This is a genomic window from Psychroserpens sp. NJDZ02, from assembly GCF_004843725.1.
Taxonomy (GTDB): domain Bacteria; phylum Bacteroidota; class Bacteroidia; order Flavobacteriales; family Flavobacteriaceae; genus Olleya.
On sequence record NZ_CP039451.1, the window covers coordinates 1,457,083 to 1,473,425 of the forward strand.

The window sequence follows — 16,343 nt, forward strand, 5'->3', positions numbered from 1 at the left end:
TTATGTCATTAAAAAACGTAAGATTAGAGGTAATGTCTTTTTTAGAGAAAGATGTAGAATCGTTAATAGAAAAATATTTAATACCAGTGGAAAAAATCTGGCAACCGACAGATTTTTTACCTAATTCTGAAGGCCCAAATTTTCTAGAAGAGGTTAAAGAAATTAGAGAGCTATCTAAAGAATTACCTTACGATTTCTGGGTTGTATTAGTTGGTGATATGATTACAGAAGAAGCCCTACCTACATACGAATCTTGGTTAATGGACGTAGAAGGTATTGATCAAAACGAACGTAACGGTTGGGCAAAATGGATTAGACATTGGACTGCCGAAGAAAATCGTCATGGAGATGTCCTTAACAAGTACCTATACCTTTCTGGTCGTGTTAATATGAAAGAAATTGAGCAAACCACACAACATCTTATTGCTGATGGTTTTGATATTGGTACTGCCCAAGATCCCTACAAAAACTTTGTTTACACGAGTTTTCAAGAACTAGCAACCTACGTCTCTCATAATCGCGTAGCTAAACTTGCAAAAGCAAAAGGAAACAAGCAATTATCTAGAATGTGTAAAATAATTTCTGGTGACGAGATGAGACACCATCATGCTTATAGCGAATTTGTCGAACGTATCTTTAAAGTAGATCCTAGTCAAATGATGTTAGCGTTTCAATACATGATGAAACAAAAAATAACAATGCCTGCACATTTTTTAAGAGAGTCAGGAGGGAAAATCGGCTCTGTTTTTGAAGAATTTTCTAACACAGCGCAACGTATTGGTGTTTATACATCAATGGATTACATTGAAATTTTACAAAAATTAATAGCACGTTGGGAAATAGACAAAATTTCGGGTTTAACTGATGAAGCTGAAAAAGCGCGTGACTACCTAATGAAACTTCCAAGTAGAATGTTACGTTTGGCTGACAGAATTAAAATCCCTGAAAACGCTTACCAATTTAAATGGGTACAACCAGCTAAGCTATAACACTATGATAAATCATGATTTAATTGAAGCGACTAAAGATTTTGTAAAAGAGACCTTAAAAGATGCTGAAAGTGGACATGACTGGTTTCATATAGAGCGCGTTTACAAAAACGCGCTTTTGATTGCAAAAGGCGAAACCGTAGACTTATTAGTGGTTAGCCTTGGTGCTTTACTACATGATATAGCGGATAGTAAATTCCACAATGGAGATAGCACTATTGGCCCAAAAGTGGCTGGTGATTTTTTATTAAAACACAATGTAGACTCGGCAACCATAAATCATGTTATTAAGATTATTGAAAACATCTCCTATAGTTCTAATATAGGAATAGAAAACGCATTTAAATCTATCGTGTTGGACGTTGTGCAAGATGCAGACCGATTAGATGCTATTGGCGCTATTGGTATTGCACGCACCTTTAATTACGGAGGGTTTAAAAATAGAACACTTTACAATCCGGAAATTAAACCCAATTTAAATTTGACTAAAGCCGAATACAAAGCTTCTAACGCACCAACCATTAATCATTTTTACGAAAAACTGTTACTTCTAAAGGATATGATGAACACCAAAACCGGTGCCAAAATAGCAAAACAAAGACACCAATACATGGTTGATTTTTTACAGCAATTTGATGCTGAGTGGGAAGGGAAAAGATAACAATCTATTCCATTTGCATTACGCACATAAAATTTATAAAAAACACAATGGTGAAAAAAATAACGCTTTTCGTTTTAGCAAGTATTGCCTTTATATCCTGCCAACGGGACCATGAAGTTAAACCGTATTCTTATTACCATTGGAAAACAGAGTTCTCTTTACCTCAATCCGAAAAAAAACTAATAACCAATAGTTTGAGCGAGAAACTATATCTCAGGTTTTTTGACATTGTATATAATGAAAAACAACAAAATGCGCTTCCTGTCGCTACAACTCAATTCACAAAAGACACAGCGCTTCCATTTAATAAAGTAGTCCCTGTTATTTTTATTAGGAACAGTGTGTTTACCAACGCTTCTAATGTTAATTTAGATCAATTAGCCAGAAATACAATACAGAAGATTGATCGCTTACTTTCAAAAAACTTTAATAATACGATCATTTGTGAAGACATTCAAATTGATTGTGATTGGTCTCAAAGTACAAAAACCTCTTTTTTTAGCTTCTTAGAGTCTTTAAAAAAACATAGCCCTGACCGCTTAATAACCTCAACCGTGAGGTTGCATCAAATAAAATATAGAGAAAAAACAGGAGTTCCACCGGTAGACAAGGTTATACTAATGGCCTATAATGTTGGAGATATTAGCGATAGCAATCAAAAAAACACTATTATTAATAACACAATAACTGCAAAATATTTAGAACGTTTAAAAACCTACCCCATTAAATACAACGTAGCATTACCTATTTTTGAATGGGGAATTCTATACAGACACGGTAAGATTATTGGTCTTATAAATCAATACAATGATCAGGATATAAAAGCAAATTTTAATTTGATTTCTGAGACGACGTATATTGCAAAAAACGAGACCTATATTGATGGCAATTTTATATACGAAGGTGACAAATTACGTATTGAAACGGTCCCCAAAAAACAACTTAAAGAACTAGCTATTCTGATAAAAGAGGCATCAGTCATAGATTATGAAACCATTTTCTATCACTTAACCTCTCCATTAATTCTAAAATTCTCTGAAGATGACATTAAAGACTTGGTTAAATAGAATATTACTTTTACTCCCTTTTATTGCACTATCCAACACCCCAAATGAAACACCCACATTTTGTGGTTGGGGAGGCTCTTGGAACGATTATTATTATCAAATAGTAGATCAATTTAGCCTAATAGAAGCAGAAAATTGGGCGTTTTTAAATTGCCCAGAAGAAACCTATTGTTATGAGCATGGCTATGACACAACATTACTAAACATTAATGAATGGCACACTTTTTTTAAAGGTAAATTTACTAAAGAGGAATTAACACAATTAATATATCATCTACCTTTAGAACAACTAAATGACCCTAAACAAGTCGAGCAGAAAAACAAATCCATTTATAGCAAAATCAGTCAATCTAGCTATTCGTTTTTTAAAGACTATTTAATACTAGCCAAAAAAACTGCAAAAACTCAAAGCGACAGGAACTCAGGAGATGATTGGTATCAAGGCGAAGATCAAGAAAAAACAGATAAAGATCAATTATTAACTGACACTTATAGACTTATAAATAAAGCGCCTAATCAATTTTACAAAAATCGCTTGGGCTACCAAGTTGTTAAACTATTACACTACAAACAAGACAACCAAAAAGCTATTAACGCGTTTAAAACCATAATTAAATACACCAAAGCATCGGATTATATTTACTATCGCGCTTTAGAGCAGGTTGCTGGCGCTTATTTTAATATTAATGATGAAGTTACTGCCGCCCATTACTACCTTAAGGTCTACGATAATTTACCGGACAGACGCAATAATTGCGCGTTAAGCCTTCGTTATTTAGATTGGGCTAGCTTAGAACAAAACCAAGCATTTACACAAAATACAGCGTATCAAGATGCAAAACATTTTTTTAAAGCTTTTCACGGTCGCGGTAATATTATTGTAGAAACAGAAAACATAGCAGACATCAATGTCAATTCTCCTTATTTAAAAATTTTGGCAGTGAGACAGATGGATCAAATCCAATCAAGTCTCTTTAGACATAACAATTCTCGTTATTATTCTGATCATGACGACGAATCTATGTACGCCATGTCAAAATACAAAATCGTATGTCAAGATATATTAAACAACCCAAACCTTAAAAACCCTTCCTTATGGCAACTTGTTATGACTATGCAAAACTTGCAACTTGGATTGTTTGATGATGCACAAAACAACCTAAATTCAATAACACAATCAGCGTATTTAATTCATAAAAAAAGATTACAATTAACTTTAGACCATTTAAAAATTACAACGATAGATAGACCAAGAATAAACACCTTGTTTAGCCGTATAAATAATGATCCCGATTTAAATACACACGGACCAACAGTTGCCGCTTTTTTTAACCACATAAGCGCAGTATATGAAAAAAGCAATCCCATTTTAAGCGCTATTACAGCTATTAATTATGACTCCGGAATCTCAAAACAAACCTTCGATTGGAGTCTTATAGGTTCTAATTACGCCTATAATTACGCGTTTGAATCTGTATACCCTTATATTAATTTAGAGGCTATTAATGCGTTTGATGCTTTTTTAGACTTAACCACACCAACAGCGTTTGAAAAAACAATTCTAAATAGACTAAATCCACCAGCAAAAGATTTTGTTCACGATTTACGTGGCACTTGGTTTTTAGCAAATAACCAATTAGACCTTGCTCTTAATGCGTTTAAAAAAGTCGAACTACCACAACTATTTTGGGAAGAAGACATTAGACCAGAAATTTTCTCTGGGTCCATTAAAGAATGGATGGATGTAAGTTTTAATGCTATTTCTGATAAATTTCATTTAAAATATTTATCCAAAATTACCGCCTCGACAAGCAATCTAAAGTCCGACGAAAACTATAAAGACAATAAAATAAAATTAACGTCTACACTTATTAAACTAAATACATTAGCAAAAACAGAAACCGCAAACACAGCCGACTATTACTATATGATTGGTAACGCTTGGTACAACATGAGTGCTAATGGTTGGTTTGTAAATAACTTATTTTATATTGACAACAATAATAGAAATGATTTACTAGCAAAATATCAATACGACAACGAAGACGAGAACTCACAAAACACAATAGAAGCCATAGACATAAAACAAACCGCCACTAACTATTTTCAAAAAGGGCTTACTGCTTCTGGAACTAAAGAAACTAAAGCAAAATTACTTTTTATGTTAGCAAAAGCAAACAGCTGCCAAGAGTCCTTCTATGATAACGATAAAAATGAATACTTTATAACGCTATGTAATCGTCATAAGAGTTATTTTGAAACGTTAAAAAAAGAGTATTCTGACACCCAGTTTTATCAAGAAATTTTAAAAGAATGTAGTTGGTTTTAATAAACTTAAATAAGATAAATAGCAAAACAAATATACCAATGCATGATTTAACTTTTACAACAATTTAATACTGAATGGTAATACTAAAAATAAAAAAAAGGCTGTATTAAGCCCGCAAAAACGAACATTAATACAACCTTCTTTACCAATTAAACATACTTACTACTCCATATAAGTAAAAGTAGTAGAAACAACACTAATACTAGCATCTTCTAAATCTGTAGAAGTTACAGTACCTGTAGAAGGGTAATTTTCAGAATCATAAACATAATCTGTAACAATTTCAAAGATTGGCGTTAAATCTGGATCTTTATAGGTGATTTTTTTGATGTTATTTGTTGGCAAAAGCATTCTTGCTTGTACAATTTCTGGCGCTTCCATAAGCATACTAAAGTTTAACTCTACATTATCTAATACAGCTATAATTCCGGCTGCTTCTAATGTATAAAAAAATGGGTTTGGCGCATCGTCATATTCAATTTCAGCATAGTATTCTAACAATGTTGATGTATTCGTTGAAGAATCATAATATTCTTCAAAAAATTTAATAGTTATAGGGTTCATGTTACTATCGTATTCCATTACTTCCCCAGTTTCAAAAGCATCATATGGAGACTCATATAATTCTTCTACATTTAAAGCATCACCACCTCCAGTAACGTTGGTTAAATTATCATTACTGTAAACCAATACACTTGTTTCATTTCCATCTGTAACACTAGACACTCGGTTGTTTGCGTCGTAATTAATAGTTACTGATGCATTATCCTCACCATCTTCGGCAGATATAACATATAAATTTGTAATCAATTTAACTGCTGCATCTTCATTAGCTGCATTAAATTCCTCCGTTGTAGAATCGTCACTACAACCAGTAAAAAGGGCTAAAACGGTAAGTAATGTAATTTGTAATTTTAGTTTCATGAATAAATTATTGATTAAATTAATTTTTAAATATGCGCTAATATAAAAAAATATCTAAGTTTTTATTGAACCATCAACTTTATTTCACTTCTATATTTAGAAGCACTTTTACCAACCACCTCATTAAATACTTTATTAAAATGAGAGAAGTTATTAAATCCACATTCAAAACAAATATCAGTAATACTACTTTGGCTTTCTGTTAGTAACTTGGTAGCATAAAATATGCGGTACTCATTTACAAACTGCGTAAAGGTTTTACTCGTTATCTTTTTAAAATAGCGACAAAACGCAGGTACAGTCATACTAACTAAGTCAGAAATTTGATCTAAAGTGATGTGATTTTGAAAATTCTTGTTGACATACTTATAAATCTTATCAATTTTGTCTGTGTCTTGTGGCTGGGTTTCGAACACATAACCGTTTTGGTTAAGTATTGTATAATCATCAGTCAGCGCAAGTAACTCTAATATTTCAAGTAATTTAGTAATTCGCTTTATACCTTCATATTTAGGTAATCTCTCAATCTTAGGGCCCACTATCTTTTTTATCTCTTGTTTGTACAATATACCGTTTTTCGCGCGCTCTAATAATTGAAGTATATTTTTCATTTCCGGTAAACCGGTTAATGAATCACCTAAAAAATCAGGATGAAATTGTACTAATGTTTCCTTCCCTTTAGAAGTTAATCGATCTGTAAAACCATTATGTGGCAAATTAGATCCTATTAAGATTAATTGACTATTATTAAAGTAAGACAAATGGTTTCCAATATGTCGACGTCCTTTCCCTTTATTAACATACACCATTTCCAATTCTGGATGAAAGTGCCAAAAGGCCTCACTACGTTTACGTTTTTTAGTTTTCTGAACTGCAATTATTGAGCTCCCAAACGTGGGGGTAATCTTTTTTAATGTAGGCTTTATATTCAATTTTTAAAACTTTTTACAAAATTACAACATATCCATGTTAAGTTGTATGCTAATTTAGCACTATTATATGTTATTTTAACCTATAACGTTTTCGTAAAACCTTATTCTGTTAATATAGCACATAAAGATGCCAATTCTCTTGTTATTAGAACCCCTCTTCTATTCTAACTTTGCACACATAATCATTAAAACGATTTATTATGAAAAAATTTATGAAACACATTTTAGCTTTAGCAATCGTATTTGCTACGCTAAGCAGTAACGCAACAGAGCACACTTTTTTAAATAATGAAGAAGACGGAAAAACAATATTAAAGTTTGGTAAAGTTAATCAAGGAGACCAACTGACAGTAAAAGATGCTTTTGGACTAATTCTTTATAAAGAAGCCATTATAGAAAATGGTCAATACAATAAGTCTTTTGACCTAACCGCTTTGCCTAATGGAAACTATATCTTTGAATTAGATAAACAAAATCAAATCAGAGTATACCCATTTACAGTTGACATAAATGTAGTCACGTTTAATAAAGAAAAAGTTTCTGTTCTTAACAAGCCGAAAGTAACTAGTAATAATAACAATATCTACATTACTGCTCAGAACCCCGAACAAGTAAATTATACGATCGAAATTTTTTACGACAGTGTTGAAAACACAAATGAAAAAATTTATTCTGGCACGTTTAAAAACACAACTACTATGGGAAAAAAGTTTAGACTTTTAGAAGACAAAGACGAAGCCTACAAAGTGGTTGTAACAGCAAATGGAAGATCATTTACTTCGACAATTAACTTTTAAGCAACCAAGTTGTACAAAACAAAAAAAAGACGCCATACGGCGTCTTTTTTTTGTTTAAAATTCAATTAGTAGATCCTATACTTTAATCTAAAACAGGACTTACAGTGTATCCAGCTTTTTTAAGCAAACTAATAACACCTTGATCACCTCCTAAATGCCCTGCTCCAACAGCATAAAATACAGATGTGTCTTTAGAATATTCTCCAAACTTAGGGATCCAATTATTGTTTCTATCGTCTAAAAATAATTTCATCGCCTCTAAATCACCTTCCATATAGTCATCCATATAATCGAACATACCATCAATATCTTCCGCTAAGTATAATCCCAAAAGTTTTTGATAAGCATCTGCCGTTTTATCTGGATCTTCAATCATTTCAATAAACTTATCTAACTGCTCATCATAAGGTTCGTTTTCAAAAATGCTAACTTGATCTGCAAAAGTTTCCAAACCTTCCATTTCTTTACTTGCATCTTTCGTCATTTGCATAAAAGTCAATTCAAAACTTGCTGATTTTTCTTCCATAGACGCCGTCATGATTACAGACATTAACATAAAAGGCTTAAACTTATTATAGTTAACCATACCAACACCTGTTTTATCTTTTAAGTAAGTATCCAACAAGGCATATTCATTTTCATCTAAATATGACTTAAGCTCTTCCCCCTCTTTCAAAAAAGCATTACTCATAACTTCTGCACCAAAACCGACATCAGCCATATCAATCTCTAAAGCAACCTTATCACACGCATCAAATGCGTTTTTCACTTTATCCTTCAACACAAAGTCTTTTTCTGGCAACAAATGTAATGTTCCAAAAAGATAAGAAGTTTTAATACTATCACCCTCAATTTTCCAAAGGTTAGTTTTAGCATTATTTTGTCCTTGCAAATTAAAAACAGCAACTACTGTTAATAAAATGGAGGCGATTAATTGTTTTGTAGTTTTCATAAGTATTTGATTTATAGTATTAGTATTTAAATGAAGATAGTTGTTACAATATCTATCAATTGTTTCACGAGTGTTATCATTTGGTTTTTGATTTTAGAAATAAACATCATGTATTAAATAAATTGCTATTCCTGCAACTAAGCCAATGCAAAATTTAATAATGCCTATTTTATTGTTTGTTTTAGATCTCATATTTAATTTGATTAAGATTACATCGAAACTGACATTTGTGCTATTTGTTTCTCAAGGCAAAGTACCATCAAATAAAAACACAAAACAAGAGGAACAACCCCAATTTTAGAAAATTAGGGCTCAAAAAACAAACTACAAACCACTAAAAAACAACATCATAAACACTAATCAACCTTGTTATTATATCAAAAAAAGCCTAGCCCTAAATTTATAAATATAGGGCAAAAACTAAACTATAGCATTGAGCTGCTTGATATAAAAAGAAGGATTTAAACCTGTATGTTTTTTGAAATATTTTGTAAAAGAATCTGCACTTTTATACCCTAATTCTTCAGCAATTGACTGAATAGAATAGTGCCTAAATTGAGAGTCATTTTTTAATCTAACAACCGCATAATTTATACGCAAATCGTTAATATAAGTATTAAAGTTTTTTTGAAAATGAGAATTAACAACCTTTGATAGATATGACGTATTAGTCTTTATTTTTTTAGCCACATTATAAGAATTACAATCTTGTTGTAAAAAATAATCTTGTTCCTCCAATTTTTGCAACCCTTGTAAAATTTGTTGCTTAATGACCTCATTAACGTCATTAGCATTACCATTCCTTTCAAAAACAGAGTCCTTTGTATCTACTATATTAGCTTTTACTGAAGCCACATTTACCTTGGCAAGTAACTCTTGAAACTTCAATTCATTTTTATTTTTGATTTTGTAAAATCTAAGTAACATAAATAACAGAACCAATATCACCAAAGTTGCCCCAAATGCTAAATACTTCAAATAGCTCTCTTGTGTTTCTTTTTCGGATTGAATAGCGTTTAATTCTGTTTTAAATGCCTTTACTTCTTGCGATTTCACTCTAGCAGCTACAGTATCTTTAATCTTACCATAATCCTCGTTTGCGTTAACAAACTTCTCAAAATAAAAATTTGACTTTTTAACATCTCCTTGATGCTTATAAGCTAATGCTAAAAGCTTAAGATAACTAGTAGCAAAAGCCTCTTGGCCTTCTAGACTAAAACCCTCCAATCCTTTATTCAAGACCTCAACAGCCTTATCGTATGCCTTTAGTTCTAAATATATTTTTCCATATTCTGAACCTAAAAAAAAGGCGTCAATTGATTTTGGATTAAAACAATGCGCCTTAAACTGCTCTAAAGACTCCTTTGCTTTATCAAAAGACCTTTCAAGCACAAAAATCTCTGCTCTTTGTCTTATAATTATTTTAACAAAGCAACTATCTTCGACCATTCTCATCTCAAATGCTTTGTCATTATAGACTCTAGCTGAATCCTTTTGCTTCGCAAAGAGAAAAGTTCTTGTAAGCAACTCAAGAGATCGTAATTCCATCTTTTGTTTAGAACTAACCAAAACGGTGTCGCGAATAGCTTTTTCACTATATAACAATGCAATAGCTTCCTTTTGCAGCCTAATAGACTCCTTTAGCTTTCCTGTAAAATAATTTAAATAACCAATCTGCTTTAAATTAAGATGTTTATAAACAATATCATCTTGTCTTTTGGCTAATTCAAATGACTTATAATAAGTTTCAATAGCCTTTCCGAATAAGCCTTGATAAAAATAATTGTCGGCATGTAAAAAATAAGCCTCCATCAACTGTTTATCGAAACCTTTTTTTGCTGCCAAATCAGCAAGTTGGACCTCCTGAGATTCAAAATAATTAAATTTTCTTCCCTGAATACAAGTTAATATATATAAACTTAAGGCCTTAAATCTTTCAAGATCATCACCATCTTTACTGGTTTTATTCAAGTAATACTGACCTACCTCTAGCCCTTTATCAATATCTTCAAATCCTGTTTTTTGCATTAATTGAAACAATTCTTGATTCGTTTTATTAGACAACGTATCTTGACTTTGCGCAAACCCACACGCACTAATTAAAGAAAACAAGAAATATAAAATAGAATTTCGCATTATATATAGTAAAACGTGAATATAAAAAAACCTCACAACATTTACTATTGTGAGGTTTTTTTTATATTTTATTATTGTTATTACTTCCCAGGAAATGCTGCTTTACGCTTTTCTAAAAACGCAGTGGTCCCTTCTTTAAAATCTTCTGTTCCAAAACACGCACCAAATTGTTCGATTTCAACCTCAAACCCATTAACTCCATCATTATAATTAGCGTTTATAGCCTGAATAGCTTTCCCTATTGCCACTGTTGAGTTCCTCATGATTTTACTAGCAATTTTCTCTGCTAAAGGTAATAACTCATCTTGTGTTACCACGTGATTTACTAGACCATAGCTTAACGCTGTAGGAGCATCTATCATTCCTGCTGTCATCACCATTTCCATAGCGCGTCCTTTACCCACTAATTGCGGTAAACGCTGCGTACCACCATAACCTGGTATAACACCTAAGCTAACTTCTGGTAATCCCATTTTAGCATTATCACTGGCTACTCTAAAATGTGCAGCCATAGCCAATTCTAAACCTCCGCCAAGCGCAAAACCGTTAACAGCAGCGATTACTGGAGTACTTAGATTTTGAACAAAATCGAATAAAATTTCTTGTCCTTTTGCTGCTAACTTCCCTCCATTTTCAACACTAAAATTAGCAAATTCGCTAATATCCGCTCCTGCGACAAAAGCCTTTTCGCCACTACCAGTAATGATAATTACTTTAGTATCTACAGCCTTATTAGCCGCATCAAACGCATGATGCAATTCTTCTATTGTTACTTTGTTTAAAGCATTTAATTTTGACGGTCTATTAATAGTAATAGTAGTTATTCCGTTTTGTGTACTTGTAAGTATGTTTTCGAAATTCATAATTAATGTTATTTATTATTTCCGCGAAAGCGAAACCTGTTTATTTTTTTATTCTTTAGGAAACGTCACTGTAAATGTGGTTCCTACATCTTTTTGAGTAACAAAGGTAATTGTTCCTTGATATGTTTCTACTATATTTCTCACCATTGCTAACCCAAGCCCCATGCCACTAGATTTTGTTGTAAACTTCGGCTCGAAGACTTTAGCTCTATTTTCTTCAGAAATCCCATTTCCATTATCCGAAATAGTCAATACCACACTACCATTATTATCAAAAACACTCACTAAAATTTCTGGCGTTTTATGATCAGGAATCGCTTGAATACCATTTTTAACCAAGTTTGTAATTACTCTAATTAATTGTGTTCGATCAAATTTGGCCATAATCTCGTCTTTTTCAGGACGAAACTGGATATAATTTTCATTAAATATATCTAAAGCTAAATCTACCACTTTAACCACATTTAAAATTTCGTTTTGCTGCGCAGGCATTTTGGCGAAATTTGAAAAAGCACCAGCAATAGCACTCAACGTGTCTATTTGCTGAATAAGCGTTTTACTATACTCGTCTAATTTCTGAATAATCTCTGGATCTTCAGGGTTAAACTTACGTTGAAAGCTTTGCACTGTTAATCGCATTGGTGTTAATGGATTTTTGATCTCGTGCGCAACTTGTTTTGCCATTTCTCGCCACGCCTGTTCACGCTCGCTTTTAGCCAATTTAACAGCACTTTCTTCTATTTGATCAATCATACTGTTATACGCTTTTACAAGCGTTGCGATCTCCTCTGTTGTACTCTCTATTTCTATTTTCTCATTACGCTTTTCCAAACGCGTTTGATTCATTTTATCACTAATCGTTTTAAGTGTTCTAGTGATATACTTTGACAAGAAGTAAGCCAGTGTAATTGCAATGATTAACATTAAAAGATAGGTATACCCTAACCGCTCAAAAAACTCATTAAGTTCTCTTGATAAAAAGTCGTCATTTTCTAAATATGGCAAATTTAAAATGGCTAATGGCTTAAATTTTTGATCAGTAATATACGTATAAGACGATCTGAAATTTTCTCCTTTTTCCTCTCTTAACTCGACATGTTTATGCCCAAAAGTATCAGATAGCGTATTTAGTATTTCGGCAGTAATACATTTCTCTATAGCGTCCTCTGGCAAACTTGCTTTGGACGAGATCAATAAACTCCCTTCCAAATCGTAAAGGTTAACTTTTAAACCATGTATGTCTGCAATTTTATAAATTTCGTCTTTAAAAATTAAAGACAACCGCTCCGGAATAACTTCAAAAGTCGTTTCTCTAATAACAAAATCTAAGTGTCGCTTGATGTTTTTTTCTTTACGTTCTAAACGTTGTTCATGATAATCTTGCGTTTCTTGAGAATATTGATACGCCGCCACTAATGCAATTAAAATTGAGGCTAAAAGCACCAAAAAAATCATTGCAAAAAATATGCGAAGACGTAAAGAGAGTTTAGTTATTTTCATTGTTTAAATATAGCAATAATCAAACCAAAGATGAACTTCTGTAATTAATGCCCTAGCTAAGCGTTTGGATTTTTAGCCCGGATGCGTTTATACAGTTTAAAACCTACCATTAATAACACCCCTAAAACTATGACACCACTAACACCAAACACCCAATTTATCGCACTTTTAACGATCACTAAAAAGACTACTGCAAACAGAATAAAAGTAGCTCCTTCATTCCATAATCGCATAAAATTTGATGTTTTTTTAACGACATCTTTTTGTAACTGCTTATAATAAACATGCGTTTGCAATTGATATAAAAACAACAATAACACAAAAGTTAATTTAACATGCATCCATGGTTGTTGCAACCAAAAAGGTTGTAAAATTAATAACCAAACAGCAAAAATAGTTGCCAAAATTGCACTAGGCCAAGTAATAATAAACCACAAACGCTTGGCCATTAACTTTAGCTGTTCTCCCAAAATTTCTTTATCAGGTGATGGCTTATGAAACGCTTCTATTTGATAAACAAACAATCTAGGAATGTAGAACAAACCCGCAAACCAGGTTACCACAAATATTAAATGTAAAGCTTTTATGTAGTTATAATAGTATTCCATTACTGTTTTATCAAAAATTAATTCGTTTTAAAAATAGACATAATAAAATTATGCTTCTGATATATTTAATTTTAGCTTCATTTCTCTACGCAGAAAGAAGCCGGTAACAATTGTAGACAAAACATCTGCAATTGGAAAAGATATCCAAATCCCAAATTCGCCAAAATAAATAGGTAAAATATACATTAAAGGAATAAAGAAAATAGCTTGTCTAGTTAACGTTAATAGTAATGCTGGCAATGCTTTTCCGACAGCCTGAAAATAAGCCGCCCCTATTAACTGTAACGATAAAATTGGAACCGCAGCAAATGCCCATCTCATATTATTTGGGGTCACATCAATAACGTCCAAATCCGTAGTAAACCATTTAGTAATGATTTCTGGAAAAAACATCAAACCAATAAAGACTATCGTACCCAGCAGTGTTGCATATTTTATAGCTGTATAAATCACTTCCTTTACACGCCCATATTGTTGCGATCCAAAGTTATAACCTGCAATAGGAATAAACCCTTGCGTAACACCAAATACTGGAAACAAAGCAAACATACTCATCCTTCCGACAATAGCATATGCTGTTACAGACGTTTCACCACCATAGTCAAATAAGGCATTATTAACTAGCAAAAATGTAACACTTACCACCGCTTGCCTTGCCAACGTTACAAATCCTAAAGACCCTATTTCTGATACTATACTTTTTTGCAGATTAAAATGAGAAAGATTGATTTTTAGTTCGGAATTATCTGACAGGAAATACCAAAATATAAATAAGAAAGACACAATATAAGATCCCGTTGTTGCCCATGCAGCACCAGCCATTCCTAAATCTAACACCCCAATAAAAACGTAATCCAAAACCAAGTTACCTACGGAAGGAATAAGCATGGCATACATCGCAAATTTAGGCTTACCCTCTGCACGTATCACAGTATTACCCATCATTACAAATCCTAAAACAGGAACACCATACAAGATTATTTCATAGTACACTTTGGCTGGATCAAAAATATTACCTTTTCCCCCAAACGCAGGTATTAACTGATCTACAAAATAAAGCCCAAACGCCGCGAAAGCAACCGTGAAAACTAAAGTTAAAGAGACTTGATTACCAAAAGTCTTAAGTGCTTTTTCTTTTTTATTAGCACCTAAAGCACGAGAAATAATAGACGATCCTCCAACACCAATACTCATCCCTAAAGCCGCAATAAAAAAAGACACTGGTAAAACAACATTGATAGCCGCTATTGCAGTTGACCCAATCCATTGCCCCACAAAAATAGTATCTACTAAAATATTTAACGACATTACCAGAATACCAATAGACGCTGGCACCGCTTGCTTAATCAAGAGTTTGCTTATGGTTTCTGTTCCTAAATTGGAGGATTGACTTGTTTGCATTACGCCTTAACCGTTGTTTCTGACCATTGATTAATCCAATCTGACAATAATTTAACCCAACTAGCATCTGTATTTAAACAAGGTACTGTCGTAAAATCCTTACCGCCTAATTCGTGGAAAATCTCTTCTCCTTCCATTGCTATTTCTTCTAAAGTCTCCAAACAATCACTAACAAAAGCAGGCGTTACAATTGCCATACTTTTGATTCCTTTTTTACCTAATCGCTCAATCGTACGATCAGTATAAGGTTGCAACCATGGGTCAAAACCTAGTCTAGATTGAAATGATGTCGAGTAGCTATTGTCTTCCAATCCTAAATACTCTCCCACCAAACGCGTGACTTCTTTACATTGATGTCTATAGCAAAACTCATGCGCTTTACTTGCAGTTTCGCAACAGCTTCCATCGATTTTGCAATGACTTTTAGTAATATCGCTTTTTCTAATGTGACGTTCTGGTACACCGTGGTAAGAAAACAACAAATGTTCGTAATCTTTACCTTGCAAATGCCCTTTAACAGACTCGGCTAGAACTTTAATATACTCAGGTTTATTATAAAAAGCAGGTAAACTATCTATTTTTAGATTCGGAAAATTAGCCTGTCTAACCTCTTCAGCTAAAACCAAAATAGTCTCTGTAGTTGCCATCGCAAATTGAGGATATAATGGAATTATAAAGACTTCCTCAACACCTTTATCCACTAATTCTTGTAAACCTTTTTTAATAGTCATACTTCCATAACGCATCGCTAAAGCTATTGGTAACTCCGTATGTTTTTGAACTGCCTCTTGTAGCCGTTCTGACAATACAATTAACGGAGATCCTTCTTCCCACCAAATTTTCTTGTAGGCCTTAGCACTTTGTTTTGGTCTTGTATTTAGTATAATACCTTTTACTAGTAAGGTTCTAGCCCAAAGCGGAACGTCAATAACGCGTTCGTCCATTAAAAATTCGCCTAAATATTTTTTTACATCTTTTGGTTCTGGACTTTCTGGAGAACCAAGATTAACAAGCAGTACGCCTTTTCTCATGTGTGTTTCTTTTTCAAAAACAAAAATACAACACTAAATTTTATTATGAATACAAATTGAAGTGTAGACGATACTAAATTCCTATTAATATATAGCCAAAGTCTTTTAAATAAAGTTTAGTTTAATATATTTACAGATAGATACCCTTAATTT

14 protein-coding genes are annotated in these 16,343 nt (G+C 32.8%); 5 read left to right on the top strand and 9 right to left on the bottom strand.

Features of this window, described 5'->3' with window-relative positions; genetic code table 11:
* Window positions 1-2: 2 nt before the first annotated feature.
* Genes E9099_RS06355 through E9099_RS06370 form a run of 4 tightly spaced genes read left to right on the top strand, consistent with a single transcriptional unit; the run spans window position 3 to window position 5,046 of the window.
* Window positions 3-989 (top strand): acyl-ACP desaturase, encoded by a 987-nt coding sequence (locus E9099_RS06355; protein ID WP_136582848.1) that lies wholly within the window; start codon window positions 3-5, stop codon window positions 987-989.
* A 4-nt stretch (window positions 990-993) separates the two neighbouring features.
* The gene (locus E9099_RS06360) at window positions 994-1,650 is read left to right on the top strand and encodes an HD domain-containing protein (protein WP_136582849.1); all 657 of its coding nucleotides are present in this window, start codon (window positions 994-996) and stop codon (window positions 1,648-1,650) included.
* A 47-nt stretch (window positions 1,651-1,697) separates the two neighbouring features.
* Window positions 1,698-2,717 (top strand): hypothetical protein, encoded by a 1,020-nt coding sequence (locus E9099_RS06365; protein WP_136582850.1) that lies wholly within the window; start codon window positions 1,698-1,700, stop codon window positions 2,715-2,717.
* Window positions 2,692-5,046, top strand: a complete 2,355-nt coding sequence (locus tag E9099_RS06370; protein ID WP_136582851.1) for a hypothetical protein — start codon at window positions 2,692-2,694, stop codon at window positions 5,044-5,046. Before E9099_RS06365 ends, E9099_RS06370 begins: the two co-directional genes overlap by 26 nt.
* A gap of 162 nt (window positions 5,047-5,208) precedes the next feature.
* Here E9099_RS06370 and E9099_RS06375 read toward each other — a convergent pair whose 3' ends face one another.
* Window positions 5,209-5,970, bottom strand: a complete 762-nt coding sequence (locus tag E9099_RS06375; RefSeq protein ID WP_136582852.1) for a hypothetical protein — start codon at window positions 5,968-5,970, stop codon at window positions 5,209-5,211.
* 62 nt (window positions 5,971-6,032) lie between these two features.
* A complete protein-coding gene (locus tag E9099_RS06380) occupies window positions 6,033-6,902 on the bottom strand; it encodes an AraC family transcriptional regulator (RefSeq protein WP_205961025.1) in 870 nt (289 codons plus the stop codon).
* Between the two features lie 200 nt (window positions 6,903-7,102).
* Here E9099_RS06380 and E9099_RS06385 point away from each other — a divergent pair, with 200 nt between their 5' ends.
* Entirely contained in the window at window positions 7,103-7,699 is a 597-nt protein-coding gene (locus E9099_RS06385; protein WP_136582853.1) for a hypothetical protein, read from the top strand.
* Window positions 7,700-7,781: 82 nt separating this feature from the next.
* On the opposite strand, the gene E9099_RS06390 is transcribed toward E9099_RS06385, so the two are convergent.
* From E9099_RS06390 to hemH, 7 genes are all read right to left on the bottom strand, one after another.
* Window positions 7,782-8,651, bottom strand: a complete 870-nt coding sequence (locus tag E9099_RS06390; protein WP_136582854.1) for a TraB/GumN family protein — start codon at window positions 8,649-8,651, stop codon at window positions 7,782-7,784.
* Window positions 8,652-9,071: 420 nt separating this feature from the next.
* The gene (locus tag E9099_RS06395; RefSeq protein ID WP_136582855.1) at window positions 9,072-10,787 is read right to left on the bottom strand and encodes an AraC family transcriptional regulator; all 1,716 of its coding nucleotides are present in this window, start codon (window positions 10,785-10,787) and stop codon (window positions 9,072-9,074) included.
* A gap of 80 nt (window positions 10,788-10,867) precedes the next feature.
* Window positions 10,868-11,650, bottom strand: a complete 783-nt coding sequence (locus E9099_RS06400) for an enoyl-CoA hydratase/isomerase family protein (RefSeq protein WP_136582856.1) — start codon at window positions 11,648-11,650, stop codon at window positions 10,868-10,870.
* Between the two features lie 48 nt (window positions 11,651-11,698).
* Entirely contained in the window at window positions 11,699-13,150 is a 1,452-nt protein-coding gene (locus tag E9099_RS06405) for a sensor histidine kinase (RefSeq protein WP_136582857.1), read from the bottom strand.
* 56 nt (window positions 13,151-13,206) lie between these two features.
* The gene (locus E9099_RS06410; RefSeq protein WP_136582858.1) at window positions 13,207-13,758 is read right to left on the bottom strand and encodes a CopD family protein; all 552 of its coding nucleotides are present in this window, start codon (window positions 13,756-13,758) and stop codon (window positions 13,207-13,209) included.
* Window positions 13,759-13,806: 48 nt separating this feature from the next.
* Window positions 13,807-15,159 carry an MATE family efflux transporter gene (locus E9099_RS06415; protein WP_136582859.1) on the bottom strand — a complete coding sequence of 451 codons (1,353 nt, stop codon included), beginning with the start codon at window positions 15,157-15,159 and terminating at the stop codon, window positions 13,807-13,809.
* Window positions 15,159-16,190 (bottom strand): ferrochelatase, encoded by a 1,032-nt coding sequence (hemH, locus tag E9099_RS06420; protein WP_136582860.1) that lies wholly within the window; start codon window positions 16,188-16,190, stop codon window positions 15,159-15,161. Before hemH ends, E9099_RS06415 begins: the two co-directional genes overlap by 1 nt.
* Between the last annotated feature and the right edge of the window lie 153 nt (window positions 16,191-16,343).

Coding starts and splice junctions, on each gene's coding strand:
- E9099_RS06365 (WP_136582850.1), top strand. CDS start 1,698: ATGGTGAAAAAAATAACGCTTTTCGTTTTAGCAAGTATTGCCTTTATA.
- E9099_RS06370 (WP_136582851.1), top strand. CDS start 2,692: ATGACATTAAAGACTTGGTTAAATAGAATATTACTTTTACTCCCTTTT.
- E9099_RS06360 (WP_136582849.1), top strand. CDS start 994: ATGATAAATCATGATTTAATTGAAGCGACTAAAGATTTTGTAAAAGAG.
- E9099_RS06385 (WP_136582853.1), top strand. CDS start 7,103: ATGAAAAAATTTATGAAACACATTTTAGCTTTAGCAATCGTATTTGCT.
- E9099_RS06400 (WP_136582856.1), bottom strand. CDS start 11,650: ATGAATTTCGAAAACATACTTACAAGTACACAAAACGGAATAACTACT.
- E9099_RS06355 (WP_136582848.1), top strand. CDS start 3: ATGTCATTAAAAAACGTAAGATTAGAGGTAATGTCTTTTTTAGAGAAA.
- hemH (WP_136582860.1), bottom strand. CDS start 16,190: ATGAGAAAAGGCGTACTGCTTGTTAATCTTGGTTCTCCAGAAAGTCCA.
- E9099_RS06395 (WP_136582855.1), bottom strand. CDS start 10,787: ATGCGAAATTCTATTTTATATTTCTTGTTTTCTTTAATTAGTGCGTGT.
- E9099_RS06415 (WP_136582859.1), bottom strand. CDS start 15,159: ATGCAAACAAGTCAATCCTCCAATTTAGGAACAGAAACCATAAGCAAA.
- E9099_RS06410 (WP_136582858.1), bottom strand. CDS start 13,758: ATGGAATACTATTATAACTACATAAAAGCTTTACATTTAATATTTGTG.
- E9099_RS06390 (WP_136582854.1), bottom strand. CDS start 8,651: ATGAAAACTACAAAACAATTAATCGCCTCCATTTTATTAACAGTAGTT.
- E9099_RS06405 (WP_136582857.1), bottom strand. CDS start 13,150: ATGAAAATAACTAAACTCTCTTTACGTCTTCGCATATTTTTTGCAATG.
- E9099_RS06375 (WP_136582852.1), bottom strand. CDS start 5,970: ATGAAACTAAAATTACAAATTACATTACTTACCGTTTTAGCCCTTTTT.